This is a genomic window from Aminiphilus circumscriptus DSM 16581, assembly GCF_000526375.1.
Taxonomy (GTDB): domain Bacteria; phylum Synergistota; class Synergistia; order Synergistales; family Aminiphilaceae; genus Aminiphilus; species Aminiphilus circumscriptus.
In genome coordinates this window covers 76108-91026 of the sequence record NZ_JAFY01000005.1, presented here as the reverse complement: position 1 = coordinate 91026, position 14919 = coordinate 76108, and the positions used below count along the sequence as shown (strand labels likewise).

Genomic DNA, 14919 nt, shown 5'->3' with positions numbered 1-14919 from the left:
GAACACCATGCTCCTCGTGGAGACAGCCCGGATTGCCAGAGCGGGAGGAGCCTGCTCTCTCTGAGAACTGCAGGGAGTGTATCGCTTCGACGTTCCCATTCAACCGATTCCTTCGAGAAAGGGGGCGCATGCGCGCCCCCTTTCCGCTGTGGAACGAATCCGGGGCAGAGAACGCGCCCACGTGGAAAAGGCCGGGCGCCACGTTGCCTGGTGCTTTTCTTCTCAGAGTTTGATCTCCTTGAGGTTCTTCTGAGCACGGACGATGGAGGTGATGATGGTCGCCATGGATTCGAACTTGGAGATGGCGTCCTTCATGATTTCCACGGAATTGTCCATCTCCACGGAGCCGCTTCGTACCTTTCCGCTTGCGTCGTGCATGATGGTGGTGAGGTGCCCCATGAATTCCTTGTTCGTGTTCAGGAAGTCCATGAACGAACCGAGAGAGTCCCGGATCACGCCGAACATGTCGTTCACGCGCTGCACATTTTCGATCGCTTCCTTCACAGAACCGGAGATCTCGAGGACTTTTTCTCCGATTTTGTCCGAAGCTTCCTTGGTTTGAAAGGAAAGTTTCTGTACTTCCGAGGCGACCACGGCGAACCCCCTGCCGTGTTCGCCCGCGCGCGCAGCCTCGATGGAGGCATTCAGGGCCAGCAGGTTGGTCTGTTTGGCGATCTTGTTGATTTCCTGGGACATCTTCTCCACTTCGAGAAAACTGTTGAGCGTACCGAAAGTCGCCTCCACGGTCTTTGCCACGTCGGCGCTCATGCCGTCGATATTCGTTCCGGACTTGCTCAACTCTTCTTCCAGGGTTTGGTTCATGTCCTTGATGCGCAGGACATTGTCCTGTGCCTCCCGGCTGCTCGCCTCGAATTCATTCACGGTTTTTCCGAGCACCTCGCTGAGGACGGCGAATCTCTCCGAGATGTCTGAAAGCTCGTTCTGTACCGCCAGGACCCTCCGGACGAGGACCTCGTCGAGCTGGGCCATGAAGGAATTCATGAGGGTCGCGCCAAAATAGGTGGACGAAAGTTCCCGGATGGCCTCGTTCTGTCCGTCCGTCATCGCCATGAGTATTACCCCGCTCTGCGCCCCGTGGGGCGAAGGGAATGGCCTCCGTAGAGGGAATCGAGAAGATCGACGCCGCAACGGAGTTCCCGGAACCAGTCGAAGAAGCGGCGAACGGAATCGCCCTTCATGACCGCCCCATGCTGGGGCGCGATGGCGGAAATCTCTCTGGAGGAAACGATGTCAACCCATTTTCGGCATGCCGCATTGGAGGCCATGTATCGTTTGTGGAATCCCTCCATGAGTTTACTGTGCGCGTCGAAGTCCTCCACCACGGGATAGCGCTTTCCCGGTGGAAAAATGGCCGCTCCAATATCTCCGGTAAAAAGGATCTTCGAAACGGGGTCGTACAGGGAGAACTGTCCCGTGGAGTGGAGGAAGTGAGAGGGGATGAGTTCCAGACGTGTCCCGTCGCGGAGGGTAAAGGAGCCCCCTTGGTCCGGAATGGCGGCGATGCGTTTCTGGTCGTACACGCCGAAATGGGGAAGAAAACGCACCCAGAGCCCGGAGATATGGACCTTGGCGTTTTCCGCCAGAGAAAGCCACAGGGTGATTCCCGAGGAGACGTCGGGATCCTGGTGAGAGTAGAAAATGTTCCTGATGTGAGAGATGTTCACCTTCTCCGCCACGTTCGCAAGAACCCTGGGAAAGACGTGCGCGCCTCCCGGGTCCACGAGGAGCACTTCGTCCTCGTGAAGGATCATGTACTGATTGGTCTGGACAACTCCTTCTTCCTCCTGTTCCTCCCATCCGAGCAGAAGATACTTGTGGCGCGGATCATCGTAGAGGCTGAGTGTGCTGAACTGTGCCATGGTTCTCACTCCTTGTCCCTGTCGTTTCTCTGCTCTCCGGAGAAGGTGACGGAGAAATTCGCCGAAGAGCGCCGCGTGGTTGATTTTTCCCCCGTAACTGGCGAGGAATAAACCGTGGGGAGAAGCGTTTTTGCGACGAACCGGATCGAAAGCACTGTCCGGAATATCAGGGGTTGAGCCGGTAGATGGTTCTGGGCCAGGGGATCGCTTCCCGGATGTGCTGAAGGCCGCAGATCCAGGCCACAACCCGCTCGATTCCCATGCCGAATCCGCTGTGGATGAAGGTGCCGTAGCGTCTGAGATCAAGATACCACGTGTAGGATTCCTCCGGGAGCCCCTGTTCGCGGATTCTCGCCACGAGTCGCTCCATATCGTCCTCACGCTGGGAACCGCCGATGATTTCTCCGTATCCTTCGGGCGCGAGGAGGTCGTCGCAGAGCACAAGATCTGGATTCGTGGGATGTTCCTTCATGTAGAAGGCTTTCACCTTCTTCGGGTAGCATTCGACGAAGACGGGCTTGTCGTACTGTTGGGTGAGAATCGTTTCGTCGTCATTGCCGAAATCCTCGCCGTATCGGATATCGCTGCCAAGGCTGTGGAGTTTTTTTACCGCGTCGTCGTAGGTGATGCGGTAGAAGGGAGGAACGACCTTTTTCAGCGGTTCGACATTCCGTTCGAGCAACGCGAGTTCCTTGCCGCAATGGAGGAGAACCTGCTCCACGATGGCGGAGACGAGGTTTTCCTGAAGATGCATGTTGTCCTCGTGGTCGTAGAAGGCGACTTCTGGTTCCACCATCCAGAACTCGGTGAGATGGCGCCGTGTCTTCGATTTCTCCGCCCGAAAGGTGGGCCCGAAAGTGTACACTTTGCCGTATGCAGCGGCGGCGGCTTCGGCGTAGAGTTGTCCTGTCTGGGCGAGATAGGCTTTCCCCATGTCGAAATAGTCGAGGTCGAAGAGCCCCGAGGCTCCTTCGCCGATGGAACCGGTGATGATCGGACTGTCCACGAGGAGGAATCCGTTGTTTCGCAGGTATTCCCGGGTTGTCCAGATCACCTGTTCCCGGATCTTCATGATGGCGTGCTGCCGTTGACTTCGAAGCCACAGATGCCTGAGGTCGAGAAGAAAATCGATGCCGTGTTCTTTTTTGCCGATGGGGTATTCCTCCGTTGGGTTGTGGAGAACCTTGAGAGCCGTCACGGAGAGTTCCACGCCTGAAGGAGCGCGCTGATCGGCGCGGACTTTTCCCGTCACTTCGAGGCATGCTTCAAACCAGAGGTTCTTGGCGTTTTCGAACTCCTCTTCCGCCACCTCGTTCTTCACCATGACGGCCTGAACAAACCCCGATCCGTCCCGAAGCTGAAGAAAGTGAATCTTGCCGGAGCTTCGTTTGTTGTACATCCATCCGCGGACGACGACCTCTTCGTCGATGTGTTGCGGCAACGCTTGAATCTGTACGCAGGATACGGGCATGTGTTCTCAACCTCCTCGGGTGCTTTCCTCGCGGAAAGGGCACCATATCGCTTGGAGCACTGTAATCTATGATACACTATAGAACATTCTCGGGACAAAGGAGCAAGGGGTTTGCATATTCCACGTTTGGTACTTGCCGACGAGCGACGTTCTGGTATGGTTCCCGTCTCGGTCCTTTTCGCGGCGGCACTCCGGGAAAGAGGATATCCTCTTCGCCTGTTCGCCACCGGGTTGGACGAGGTCACGTTGTGTCTCCTCAGATGGGCCTGCCGGCAGGAAGTGACGCTCCTGGAACCTTTTCTCGCGGGTGGCGAAAAACCCTTGCAACTTCTCTTCGAATCCGCCGCCGATCCGAGTGCGTTGAATCTCATCGTCGGTCCTCTCGCGACGGAGCGGGAGCGTGAGGACAAACTCCTTCTCGACCGCTGGACGCTTCGGGTTGCTCAATGTTTGGATGCACCTCTCTTGCCCGTTCTCAACGCGGATTCCGCAGCGGCCCTCGCTGCAAGAACCGCGGAGAACCTTTTCGGGCAACTGCAGGAATTCGATCGTATTCCCAAAATGGCTATCTGTTTCAATGCGGTGCTCAACCCGAAGGAATATCAGCTTCTGGAGATCGAACTGGGGCGTCGTCTCCCGTGGATTGCCGCAGGATATTTCCCCGCCTCGCTCGGTCGGGAGCTGCCCCTCAAGGAAGTCCTTTTCACGCAGGAAGTCACCTCTCCCCGTTTTTTCTCCCTTCGCAGTGCGGTGGCGCAGTTGTGTGCCATGGAGGATGAAATCTTCTGGTCTCTCGTGGCGGCGATGAGCAAACTCGCACCGGAATGGACACCCCTCTCCTTCGAGGTGGAGCCGTTTCCGGCGGCGCTGAACGTCGTCGTGTTGCGCCATCCCGCTCTCGGATTGGGAGGGGACAACCTGGAACGGCTGCTCCATCGACTTGGAGCCTGGATTGTGGAAGTGCGCCCGGACGAGACGATTCCCTCCGAGGCGGACGTCTTGTATGTGCCTCACGGTGCCGAACAGTACATCCGTGGAGCGGTTTTGAACAATGCGAACCTGAAGCGGGCCGTGGGGCAGTTTGTCTTTGGAAACAAGGCATTCCTCATGGAAGGCAACTGTGCCGCTCTTGCAGGGGAACGAATTTTTGAAAGAGATGGAAGCGAATGGACGGGGCTCGGCATTTTCCCGGTACAGGCTCGCTATTCCGGAAACGGGGGGAACCGGTCGGGAAAAGAAGAGAAGCCTCTCTGCCGGGTCGAGGCGCAGTGCGTCAGAAACGGTCCCCTGCTGCGAAGCGGAGAGCGGGTGCGCGGGTACTGGTCTCCGAACCTGGTCATCTCCGGGGAGCGGGAACACTCGGGGGAATGGTCGGTGCTCGATGTGAAGGACCGAAAGGAGCTGCTGACCGATTCCTGGAGCCTGAAACGGGGAATCATCACGCAGCTTCGCATCGAACCCTGGAACTGCATTCACGAGATCCGGCGCTGGCTTGCCGGAATGTAGTGTGCCCGTTTCGAATCGGAGAAACGAGAGTGCTGGAAGGAGATCTGCCATGAAGGACCAAAGAGAAGACTGGTTGACCTGGGGACCCCATCTTCTCGCCGAGGCCGAGTCCTTCGGCGAGGATATCATCGCATGGAGAAGAGAATTTCATCAATTTCCCGAACTGGCCTACGAGGAGAACGTCACCGCTTCCAGGGTCGTTCAGGTTCTTTCTTCCATAGAGGGTATTCGGGTGATTCAGGGGTTCGGTGTTCCCACGGCGGTGGTGGGCGTTCTGGGGGAAAACCTGCCGGGAGGAGCCACAATGCTTCGGGCGGATATGGATGCCTTGGCGCTCGAGGAAGAAACGGGCCTTTCGTTTTCTTCGTGTATTCCCGGAATCATGCACGCCTGTGGCCACGATGCACATATGGCGTCTCTCTTGGGTGCGGCGGAGCTGCTTGCGTCCCGGGTGGACCTGCTGCGGCACCCTGTGGTGTTCGTCTTTCAGCCTGCGGAAGAGGGGAAGGGCGGTGCCCGGGCTCTCACCGAGGCGGGAATCATTGGCAAATTCGGCATCGAACGGGTGCTCGGGTTGCATTTCTGGCCCAAGCTGCCCTATGGAACGCTTTTCACCCGCCCAGGTCCCATCACGGCGCTTTCGGATCGTTTCCACGTGGAAATCCAGGGTGCCGCATGTCATGCGGCGTCGCCCCATATGGGGGTGGACCCGATCGCGGTTGCTGCCCACGTTCTTCTTGCGTTGCAGCACCTCACGAGCCGAGAGGTCGATCCTCTCGACAGTGTGGTGATCTCGGTGGGGCAAATCGAAGCGGGCGATGCCTACAACGTTATCCCCGAGAGGGCCCATCTGTGGGGAACGCTTCGCACGTTCGACCCCGCCCTGCGGGATCGCATGCAGAAACGGCTCGAAGGCGCGATCGTCGACGTCTGCAGGGCCTTTCTCAGTACGGCCGGGGTGGAATACGTGCGGAACTATCCTCCCGTGTCGAACGATGTGGAGCTGACAAGCCAGGTTCTGGAACTGTCGCGGCATTTCTTCGGTGTGGAGGAGACGCATGTGCTGGATCGTCCGCTTCTGGCCGGAGAGGATTTCTCTTTCTACTCCCTCGAGTGTCCCTCGAATTTCATGCTTCTCGGGACTGGTGCGGAATATGGTCTGCATCATCCGAAATACGACGTTCCCGAGGAGTTGCTCCATCTTGCCTCTGCCTGGCAGGCCTTTCTGGCTCTTACGTTGTGAACGGCGATTCCCCCTCCGCGTCCTTCGGAGAGCGTGAGAGGGGCGGATCGTCGGGATACGGAGTTGAAATCGACTGGAGGATGCGAAGAGTGGGTGCACTTGGGCGTCTCGAAGAGCACGTTATGCGACGGTGTCGGGAGGAATTGGGCGAAAAAGCTCTTTGGTGGAGGGGAGAATGGTGGTCCAGGGGGGCGTTCCTCGGCTTGGCCGATCAGTGCACAGTGCAACTGGAGAGGAACGGTTTTTCGCCCGGACAGCGCCTGGGGCTTCTCCTGCCGAACTCCCCTCTTTTCCTGGCGCTTTCCCTTGCGACATGGCGACTTGGGGGAGCTGTGATCCCCCTGAATATTCAGGCGGGATTTTCTGCCATCCAGAAGGCATTGCGTTTTTCCGACGTTTTCTCCACCGTCCTTCCCCAGGGGATGGAATCTTTGGCCGAGAGGCTCGTCAATGCGGGCATTCCCGCGGCGACCATGCCTCTGGAGGGCCCTCTTTCGGAGATGCCTCGTCGTGAAGGAGCGGACATGGGGAATGCCACGGCGGTCATCTTCTTCACCTCTGGAACGACGGGGGTTCCCAAAGCCGTTCCCGTGTCCCATGCGAACATCCTCGACAACGTCACTGCCTCCATGGCGCATGTGCAAGATCTCAGGGAGGGAGAAATCATGACGAACGTTCTCCCTAACTTTCACGCCCTCGGATTCACCGTGTGCGGTGTTCTTCCCCTGGTCATGGGGCTCTCTCAGGTGCTGATGCCTTCCTTTATGCCCGCCGAGGGAACTCTCGACGCAATTCTCCGGGCTGATGCGTCCATCCTGGTCGGGGTTCCCACCCTCATCGCTCTTCTGCTGGCTGCCGTCGGAAGACGAGGTGAGCCCCTGCGGCAGATCCGGCTGCTTGTGTCCGGGGGTGACCGTTTTCCCACGAAACTCGATCGACGCTGCCAGGAACTGCTCGGTGTCGGGGCTCTGGAGGGATACGGTCTTACCGAGACGTCGCCTGTGGTGAGCGTGAACCGTTCCATGGAAGAACGGAAATTGGGTACTGTGGGAACCTGCCTTTCCGGATATTCCGTTCAGATTCGAGACGAGGCGGGGAATGTTCTTCCTCAAGGCGGAGAAGGGATTTTGTGGCTCAAGGGTCCTTCGGTGACGGAGGGGTATTTTCTTGCTCCCCAACTCTCGGCCGCCCGGTTCGACCAGGGGTGGTTCAACACGGGAGATGTGGTTTTCATGGATGAGGCGGGATATCTCTCCATTCTCGACAGGGCGAGCGACGCGATCATTGTCGGTGGATTCAATGTCTACCCTCAGGATGTGGAAAGCGTTCTTCTGGAACATCCCGGCGTTCGGGAGTGTGCTGTCGTGGGTGTTCCGCACTCTGTAAGCGGAGAAGTCGTGAAGGCGTACGTCATTCCCTCCCAGGGAGTTTCCGTCGAAGCGCGGGAGTTGATTGCCTACTGCAAGGAGCATCTCGCGCATTACAAGGTTCCGAGAAAGATCGACATCGTGGACGAATTGCCCCGGTCCGGGATCGGAAAAATCCTGAAGCGCGAGCTTCGTTATTGGTAGGGAAGCTCTGAATAAAGGCCTTTCGCTTTCCCTTGACTCGGGTTGCATCAGGCTCTGCGAGGCGCCCTGCGGGGCTGGCGCAGCCTTATTCAGAGATTCCCAAAAGGAGTGTGAGTCGGTTGTTCGATTCCTTCGACGTGCGGATTCGCTCCCGTCTCTCTCCGGGAGAACGGCGACGGCTCGAATCCTTTCTCGCCGCCCATGGGCTTTTCTACGAAGGGAATCCGGAGGTAACGGTCTTTCTCGAAGATGCGGAAGGAAGGATCGTCGCCACGGGAAGCCTTGAGGGAAAGGTCATCAAGATGGTGGCGGTGGATCCTGCCTGGAAAGAGGCGGGGCTTTCCTCGAAAGTGGTCTCTCTTCTGGTGGGGGAGGCGCGTTCCCTGGGGCGGACATCCCTGTTCGTTTTCACCAAACCCGAGGCGGGAGACCGATTTCTCGCTCTGGGCTTCGTGGAACTTGCACGCTACGATCCTCACGTGATGCTTCTTGAAATGGGAGAACCGGGAGTTGAGGCGTACAAGCGATATCTTCGGGAGGTTCGGGAGGCATGTTTCCCTTCTCCTCCACCGGGTGCCCGGATCGGAGGAATCGTGGTCAACTGCAACCCCTTCACGAGAGGGCACCTATGGCTTGTGGAGCAGGCGAGTGCTTCGTGCGAGCATCTCTATGTCGTGGTGGTGGAAGCCGATCTTTCCGTTTTCCCTTTTAAGGACCGGCTGCGGCTTGTCCAGGAGGGGACGGCGCATCTCGGCAATGTAACGGTTCTTCGGAGTGGTGACTATGCAGTCTCCCCCGCAACATTTCCCTCCTATTTCCTCAAGGATCGCGATGATCTCGCGAAGGCAAGAATCCAGGCTCGACTCGATGTGACGCTTTTCGCGAGACTTTTCTGTCGCGAGCTGGGCATTCACACCCGTTTTGTCGGGACGGAACCCTATTGCCCGATCACGCGGACCTACAACGAGGCCATGCGCGAGGTTCTTCCCCCCCTTGGTGTCGAGGTGGTGGAACTTCCGCGACTTCCTCTCGAAGAAGGAGGTGCGGCGATCTCGGCTTCCACGGTGCGGCAGGGGCTTCGCGAGGAAAATTGGGATCTCGTGCGACGCCTTGTTCCCGATGTGACCTGGGCGTATCTGCGTGACGCTTCTACCGCCGAAATCCTGGAACGAGTGCGGAAGAGCGAGACCCGCCACTGAATTTACTACGGACAGAGTTCATCCAGCTCGTTCAGCGCTTCCCGCAGGGAGTTCCTGCGGGGGGAATGGTTTGTCAGTACGTCGCCGATGGCGACAAAGAGGCCCCTCCCGAACCGGCGCTGTGCTTCCAGGTCGCTTTGGGCATCTCCAAAATAGAGCGGAAAAAGGGATTTCATTCGTTCCGCCAGGAGGCGCAGTCCTTCCGGAGATGGTTTGAGGATGCCGTCCTCGGGAGTGATGCACAGGTGGGGAGGAAAGTCCTTCCAGCCCAGTTTTTCCAGCGCGAGAGCCAGTTCGTCCCTGGGGCGCCCCGTGTAGATGCCACAGGGGAGGGGCAGAGACGACCAGTGCAGGGAGAGTTCGGGCGTCTCGCTGCGCCATAGCCCTGTCCCTCGGGCGTAGCGGGGGCTCGCCTTCCGGATCCACTCGTAGTCGGAGCCGAAGTAGAGTTCTTCGCAGAGGCGTCTCGTTTCTTCTCTGGAAGGGATCTCTCCGAAGGAGGCAACGACCCAGGATGCGATGTCCTTGTCCCGGGGACAGCTGTCGAGAGTACGTTCCCAGTCCTTCGGAGAGGGAGATGCCTCGTCGAGAGATGTTTTCCCCGAGGAGGCTGCGGCGGCCAGAAAAGCCCAGGCGATATCATAATCGTCGTTGAATCCAGGATGGCGTTTGGTGATGCGCAAATGTTCGTCGCAGAAGGGTGAAGAAGGAGCGTCCTTTCTGCCGAGCAGGTGATGCCATCCGAGACGGATACCTTCGCGGATCACTTCCGGATAGGAACGACGGACATCGATGAGGACGCCATCCACGTCGAAGATGAAGCTGTCCGGTACGGTTCGGGAATACATGGGACCGACTCCTCTGTGTTGATATTGTTTTCCGGCAAGAGGTGTCTTTGCCTCCGGCGGCAAGAAGGGTACCAGATCGGAGAGGGAATGTATATATGATCGAAATTCCGCTGGATCGGGAATCCTCGCAAGCTCTGTATCGCCAGATCGCCTCGCACCTGAGTCGCATGATCACTCACGGTGCCTTTCCCGGGGGACATCGCCTTCCTGGAGCGCGTTCCCTCGCAAGATTCCTGGGCGTGAGCCGCGTTACGGTCGAGCAGGCCTATGCACTCCTCGAATCCGAGGGGATGCTTCGTATCGAGGGTCGAAGCGGTGCTTTCGTGATCCCTCTGTCCGGTGCGTGTGCATCCCGAGAAGAGTTTCTTCCACATGTCGATATGGCCTCGGGATTGCCTTCGCCCAGCCTCATTCCGGGAGGGCAGATCGGCAAGCTCAGCAGAGATCTTTTTGCCGCCTCCGGAGAGGACGTTCTTCTGGGAAGTCCGCTTGTGGGGGATACGGGGCTTCGGCATGCTCTTGTGCGCCATGCTGCGGCGAGAGGAATTCCCGCAAGGTGGGAGGACGTGGTGGTGGTCTCCGGAGCACAGGAAGGACTGTATCTTGCCGTGGCTACCCTCGCCGCGCAGGGTGTCCGGAAAATCTGGGTCGAGCGCTTTACGTATCCCCGGATTTTCGGCCTGGCCAGATCTCTCGGAATCGGCGTGGGATTGCTGCCCATGGAGGAACGATTTCTCGGCGAGGCCCTGACGCGGGTTCGCCAAGGGGAAGTTCTCTATCTCATTCCCAGTTTTCAGAACCCCACGGGAAGAACTCTTTCCTTGCGTCTTCGGGAACAAGTGCTTGCCGCTGCAGTGGAACGGCGGTTTTGGATTATCGAAGACGATGCCTACGGAGAACTCCGCTACGGCGAGACGAGCGTTCCCGCTCTCAAGGCGATGGCGGAAGGGGAGCGGATTCTCTATCTCGGGTCGTTCAGCCAACTTCTTTTTCCGGGATTACGCTTGGGGTACGTGCTCGTCCCCCGGGAAATTCTGGCGTCTTTTTGTGCGGCGAAGGAGCAGATTTCGGGAGCGACCTCGTCTCTCGTGCAGCATCTCGTCCGCGGGTTTATCGAGGAAGGCCATCTGGAAGAATCGCTCTCCGCCGCACGGACGCTCATGGCGCAGCGGATGCGTCATTTGGCGGAAGAGTTGCGAAGAATGCTCCCCGAATGGCATTTCGAGCAACCCATGGGAGGCATTTATCTCTGGCTGCACACGCCTGGAACCACTGGTTCGAAACTTGCCGCGGCGGCGCGGCGGAAGGGGGTTCTCGTCGCCTCGGGAGGGGTGTTCACCTTTCCCGAGGACGATGCCGTGGAGGCCCTCCGTCTTTCCGTGAGCTGCGAGGGACCGAAGGGGATCCGGGAAGCCGTGGAGATTCTCGCGGCGATCCGGAGGCTGGGCGCATGAACGTCATTGTGCATTCCGTCCTCGATGGCCGGGACGAGCGGAGATTTCTCCAGGAAAGTCTGTTCGAACGAGGTGCTTCCGTCATCGTGCAGTTGGCGCTGAACATCCCCGGGTATCCGAAACGCATGGAGGGCGATTTGTCGTGTCTTCTGCGCACCTATACGTTGTTTCGGAGGGCACTCCCGGACGGCGCGGGCTTTTTGGCCCGTTGCCTGCTGGAAAATGGAGCGGGGCTCGCGCTTTGCATGGCCTTGTGCGAAGTTGACGGGAATGCGCTCAAACGGCTTTGCGTTTTTCTGGAGGAGAGCCTTTCCTGGGGGAGGATTCTCGACGCGGATGTGGTGGTTCCTCAGGGCCCCTTGTCCCGAAGGGAATTCGGGCTTCCTCCGAGGCGTTGTCTTCTTTGCGAGGATGATGCGAAAAGTTGTGCCCGGCGGGGTACCCATTCCATGCATGTTCTCCGAGAGACTGTACGGGTGCTGCTGGCACGGATCCGCGACAACGGGGAGAGTGTTCAGCGCTCTTTTGGAGGGTTTTCCGCCGTACCCGCGTCAACGAGATAACGTTTCCAGAGCAAGAGGGCGATTCCGGCGCTCAGTGTGCCGCAAAGAATACCCAGAATAATGAGATCCGGGCGCCCTTTTCCGAAAAAATACCCCCCCAATCCAGCCACAGCCTTGGCGTATCCCACGATCGACCCGAGAGAAAAAAGCAAAACGGCGAAACGCATGAGATTCCCTCCAGAAGTTTTTCTTTTTCCTCACGAGGCAAGTGTTTCATCATTCGGGGAAAGAGTTGTGTGCACTGACAGGTGGTGATACAATCAGCGCGTTTGGGAAACATGCACAAAAGTTATGCAGTTAAGAGCAGGCCCGAAGACGAGGAGGCACTGACGTGAGAGAACCCAGATTATATACTACATCCGCCGATTATGTATACCAGGAACTGCGCCACCGGATCATCACGAAGCAGCTCAAGCCGGGGCAGCGGCTTCCCGAGGTCAATATCGCCGTTCAGATGGGGGTCAGTCGGACTCCCGTGCGAGAGGCGCTGCGGCGGCTGGCCAGTGAAGGACTCGTCCTTGTCATTCCCAACAGCGGTGCCCGTTTGGCTTCTCCGAGCAGGCGGGAGATCGAAGACGCCTATGTGGTTCGCGAACAGCTGGAATCTCTGGCGATCAGACTTGCCGTGGGACGTCTTTCGGATCGCCATCTCCGCCGCCTTGAGGAGACCGTCATCGCGGAAGAGCGCGCCTTCGAGGAGAAGAACCTGGAACTGTACCTCGAGGTCAACGAATCGTTTCATCGGATCATCGCCGAGGCCAGCGGAAACAGAGTCTTGGCGGACTATGTGGAGAACATTCTGGCGAGAACCAACGTATACATCGTTTTCTACGACCCCTTCTATGACATCGAGACAAATCCCAGCATCGCCGAACACCGGGCCATCGTGAACGCGTTACGTCTCCGGGACGAAGAAAAGGCCGTGGCGCTCATGCGGGAACACCTGGCGCTTTCCATGCAGGATCTCCGTCGCCCCGAAGAGGAAGCCACCCAGAAGAAGGAGACGGAGTGAGCGTCGTTCTCGCTTGACTGGATATGAAAAACATGCAGAGAGGTGCGCCTCTTCGGGGGGTGCGCCTCCTTTTTTTCGGAGGCCACGCTTTGCGTCTTCTCGGGGAAGATATTAGCGGGTTCGAAGAAGCGTTGCCGGTTCAAAAACCGAAGGAGCTTTTCCGGAAGTCACATCACCACAGGAGAAAGGGGGCGCCCTCCATGGGTGCACGAACGCTGCCGACGCTTGATCTGAAAAGGAATTACGCTCGCGTGAAGGATGAGATCACCGAGGCTCTGGCGAAAGTTCTTGAAAGTCAGCATTTCATTCTGGGGCCTGAGGTGAAGGCTCTGGAGGAGGAGGTGGAGCAGTATCTGGGGGTTCCCTCCGCCGTGGGATGTGCGTCGGGATCGGATGCGCTGCTTCTCGCCCTCATGACGCTGGGGATCGGCGAGGGGGACGAGGTGATCACCACTCCTTTCAGCTTCTTCGCCACGGTAAGCTGTATCGTCCGCACAGGGGCACGCCCGGTTTTCGCGGACGTGGACCCCCGCACGTACAACATTCGCCCGGATCTGATCCTTGAAAAGGTGACTCCCCGGACGAAAGCGGTCATTCCCGTCCATCTTTTTGGGCAGATGGTTCCCCTGGAGGAGCTTCGAAAACCTCTCGAAGAGCGAAACATCGCTCTCGTGGAGGATTGTGCTCAATCCTTCGGCGCATGGCGGAATATTGAAGGGAAACCGCTCCGTTCCGGTGCTGTGGGCGATATGGGATGTTTTTCCTTCTTCCCGACGAAGAATCTCGGGTGCTACGGTGATGGCGGCATGGTCACCACCGTCCGTAGCGACTGTGCGGAACGTCTTCGTCGCCTCCGCGTGCACGGCGCGGACAGTACCTACTTTCATAAGGAAATGGGGCTCAACAGCCGCCTGGACGCCATACAGGCGGCCATTCTTCGGGTCCGTCTGCGCCACGTTTCCGCCTGGAACGAGGAGCGGCGACAGGTGGCGGAGCGCTACAGGCTCCTTTTCGCCGAGGCGGGGCTTCTCGACCGCATCGCGCCTCCGGAAGAGATGAAGGAAAACTATCATATCTATCACCAGTATGTGGTGCGGGCGGAGCGACGGGATGCTCTTCTGGCATTCCTCGGCGAAAAGGGCATTGCCGCCCGGGTCTACTATCCGCTCTGTCTCCACCTGCAGCCCTGTTTTGCCTTCCTCGGCTACGGCGAGGGAGACATGCCCGTGGCAGAAGCGTTGACGCGGGATGTCCTGGCTCTCCCCATCTTCCCGGAACTCACCGCAGAGGAACAGGAGTGGGTCGTCGCGACCATCGCGGAGTTTTATCACCTCTAAACTGACCAATCTTGTCCTTTTTGCTGTTTTCGGATATACTACCGATGCGGATGATTGTCCGCATCGGTAGTATGCATTGAAAGCAGGACGCTTTTCTCTGGATCCCGTTATGGAGGTGATATCCATGTTTCCCTTTTTCTTCGATTCCACGTTTCTCCTTCTTCTTCCGGCGCTTTTCCTGGCTATATGGGCACAGATGAAGGTGAAAGGGGCGTTTCACCGGTACAGCCAGGTCGCTTCTCGACGAAATCTCACCGCAGGACAGGTGGCACGGATTCTTCTCGATCGTTTCGGCCTTTCGGGTGTTCCCGTGGGCATGGTTCCGGGAGAGCTGACGGACCATTACGACCCCAGGGCCAAATCCCTCTCCCTCTCCCAGAGTGTCTACAACAGTACCAGTATTGCCGCTATCGGCGTTGCGGCTCACGAGGTTGGACATGCAGTGCAGGACTTGAAGGCCTATGCTCCGCTTCGTCTGCGGAATGCCATCGTTCCCGTGGCGAACATCGGATCGGGTCTTGCCTTTCCCCTCTTCTTCATCGGGCTCATCATGAGAGCGCCGGCGCTCATGAACGTAGGCATCCTCGTGTTTCTCGGCGTGGTGGTCTTTCATCTGGTGACGCTCCCGGTGGAGTTCGACGCCAGCTCGAAGGCCCTGCGCCTTTTGAGCGAAACACAGATTCTGGCCCCCGACGAAATCGGCGGCGCTCGTGCGGTACTGAACGCTGCTGCCCTGACCTATGTGGCGGCCACGGTGATGGCGGCCGCACAACTTCTCCGCCTGGTTCTGCTTCGTGGCATGGTGGGCGGACGAGACGATTGACACAAATGCAAC

14 protein-coding genes are annotated in these 14919 nt (G+C 58.2%); 9 read left to right on the top strand and 5 right to left on the bottom strand.

The annotated features are described in order from the left end of the window. Positions 1–222 precede the first annotated feature (222 nt). The 3 genes from K349_RS19875 to asnS all read right to left on the bottom strand — a co-directional run bounded on the left by K349_RS19875 (position 223) and on the right by asnS (position 3351). The gene (locus K349_RS19875) at positions 223–1071 is read right to left on the bottom strand and encodes a methyl-accepting chemotaxis protein (RefSeq protein WP_157367329.1); all 849 of its coding nucleotides are present in this window, start codon (positions 1069–1071) and stop codon (positions 223–225) included. A 5-nt stretch (positions 1072–1076) separates the two neighbouring features. Further along, positions 1077–1880: an oxygen-binding di-iron domain-containing protein gene (locus tag K349_RS0107500; protein WP_029165242.1), complete on the bottom strand. Its 804-nt coding sequence runs from the start codon at positions 1878–1880 to the stop codon at positions 1077–1079. A 166-nt stretch (positions 1881–2046) separates the two neighbouring features. Continuing rightward, positions 2047–3351, bottom strand: coding sequence for an asparagine--tRNA ligase (gene asnS, locus K349_RS0107495; RefSeq protein WP_029165241.1), 1305 nt, complete (start codon positions 3349–3351; stop codon positions 2047–2049). Positions 3352–3462: 111 nt separating this feature from the next. On the opposite strand from asnS, the gene K349_RS0107490 reads away from it, so the two are divergent. The 4 genes from K349_RS0107490 to citC all read left to right on the top strand — a co-directional run bounded on the left by K349_RS0107490 (position 3463) and on the right by citC (position 8870). Next, positions 3463–4857, top strand: coding sequence for a type 1 glutamine amidotransferase family protein (locus K349_RS0107490; protein WP_157367328.1), 1395 nt, complete (start codon positions 3463–3465; stop codon positions 4855–4857). Between the two features lie 49 nt (positions 4858–4906). Continuing rightward, complete coding sequence (locus K349_RS0107485) at positions 4907–6100, top strand: M20 metallopeptidase family protein (protein ID WP_029165239.1); 1194 nt, start codon at positions 4907–4909, stop codon at positions 6098–6100. 89 nt (positions 6101–6189) lie between these two features. Then, on the top strand, positions 6190–7671 hold the full coding sequence (locus K349_RS0107480) for an AMP-binding protein (protein ID WP_029165238.1): 1482 nt from the start codon (positions 6190–6192) through the stop codon (positions 7669–7671). Between the two features lie 110 nt (positions 7672–7781). Continuing rightward, entirely contained in the window at positions 7782–8870 is a 1089-nt protein-coding gene (gene citC / locus K349_RS0107475) for a [citrate (pro-3S)-lyase] ligase (RefSeq protein ID WP_245588022.1), read from the top strand. Positions 8871–8875: 5 nt separating this feature from the next. Here the strand turns inward: citC and K349_RS0107470 are convergent, their stop codons facing one another. Next, positions 8876–9718: an HAD family hydrolase gene (locus K349_RS0107470; RefSeq protein ID WP_029165236.1), complete on the bottom strand. Its 843-nt coding sequence runs from the start codon at positions 9716–9718 to the stop codon at positions 8876–8878. A gap of 95 nt (positions 9719–9813) precedes the next feature. On the opposite strand from K349_RS0107470, the gene K349_RS0107465 reads away from it, so the two are divergent. Then, on the top strand, positions 9814–11172 hold the full coding sequence (locus K349_RS0107465) for an aminotransferase-like domain-containing protein (RefSeq protein WP_029165235.1): 1359 nt from the start codon (positions 9814–9816) through the stop codon (positions 11170–11172). Continuing rightward, on the top strand, positions 11169–11735 hold the full coding sequence (locus K349_RS17970) for a citrate lyase holo-[acyl-carrier protein] synthase (protein ID WP_029165234.1): 567 nt from the start codon (positions 11169–11171) through the stop codon (positions 11733–11735). Before K349_RS0107465 ends, K349_RS17970 begins: the two co-directional genes overlap by 4 nt. Here K349_RS17970 and K349_RS18670 read toward each other — a convergent pair. After that, positions 11687–11902 carry a hypothetical protein gene (locus K349_RS18670; RefSeq protein WP_029165233.1) on the bottom strand — a complete coding sequence of 72 codons (216 nt, stop codon included), beginning with the start codon at positions 11900–11902 and terminating at the stop codon, positions 11687–11689. The two genes, K349_RS17970 and K349_RS18670, sit on opposite strands and share 49 nt — an antisense overlap. 164 nt (positions 11903–12066) lie before the next feature. Here K349_RS18670 and K349_RS0107450 point away from each other — a divergent pair, with 164 nt between their 5' ends. The 3 genes from K349_RS0107450 to K349_RS0107440 all read left to right on the top strand — a co-directional run bounded on the left by K349_RS0107450 (position 12067) and on the right by K349_RS0107440 (position 14907). Further along, positions 12067–12747, top strand: coding sequence for a GntR family transcriptional regulator (locus tag K349_RS0107450; protein ID WP_029165232.1), 681 nt, complete (start codon positions 12067–12069; stop codon positions 12745–12747). A 200-nt stretch (positions 12748–12947) separates the two neighbouring features. Next, on the top strand, positions 12948–14084 hold the full coding sequence (locus tag K349_RS0107445) for a DegT/DnrJ/EryC1/StrS family aminotransferase (RefSeq protein WP_029165231.1): 1137 nt from the start codon (positions 12948–12950) through the stop codon (positions 14082–14084). 124 nt (positions 14085–14208) lie between these two features. After that, positions 14209–14907 (top strand): zinc metallopeptidase, encoded by a 699-nt coding sequence (locus tag K349_RS0107440; RefSeq protein ID WP_029165230.1) that lies wholly within the window; start codon positions 14209–14211, stop codon positions 14905–14907. Positions 14908–14919 lie beyond the last annotated feature (12 nt).

Excerpts from the sequence above, each read along its gene's own strand:
- K349_RS19875 (WP_157367329.1), bottom strand. The coding sequence starts at position 1,071 with ATGGCGATGACGGACGGACAGAACGAGGCCATCCGGGAACTTTCGTCC.
- K349_RS0107500 (WP_029165242.1), bottom strand. The coding sequence starts at position 1,880 with ATGGCACAGTTCAGCACACTCAGCCTCTACGATGATCCGCGCCACAAG.
- asnS (WP_029165241.1), bottom strand. The coding sequence starts at position 3,351 with ATGCCCGTATCCTGCGTACAGATTCAAGCGTTGCCGCAACACATCGAC.
- K349_RS0107485 (WP_029165239.1), top strand. The coding sequence starts at position 4,907 with ATGAAGGACCAAAGAGAAGACTGGTTGACCTGGGGACCCCATCTTCTC.
- K349_RS0107470 (WP_029165236.1), bottom strand. The coding sequence starts at position 9,718 with ATGTATTCCCGAACCGTACCGGACAGCTTCATCTTCGACGTGGATGGC.
- K349_RS0107465 (WP_029165235.1), top strand. The coding sequence starts at position 9,814 with ATGATCGAAATTCCGCTGGATCGGGAATCCTCGCAAGCTCTGTATCGC.
- K349_RS17970 (WP_029165234.1), top strand. The coding sequence starts at position 11,169 with ATGAACGTCATTGTGCATTCCGTCCTCGATGGCCGGGACGAGCGGAGA.
- K349_RS18670 (WP_029165233.1), bottom strand. The coding sequence starts at position 11,902 with ATGCGTTTCGCCGTTTTGCTTTTTTCTCTCGGGTCGATCGTGGGATAC.
- K349_RS0107445 (WP_029165231.1), top strand. The coding sequence starts at position 12,948 with ATGGGTGCACGAACGCTGCCGACGCTTGATCTGAAAAGGAATTACGCT.
- K349_RS0107440 (WP_029165230.1), top strand. The coding sequence starts at position 14,209 with ATGTTTCCCTTTTTCTTCGATTCCACGTTTCTCCTTCTTCTTCCGGCG.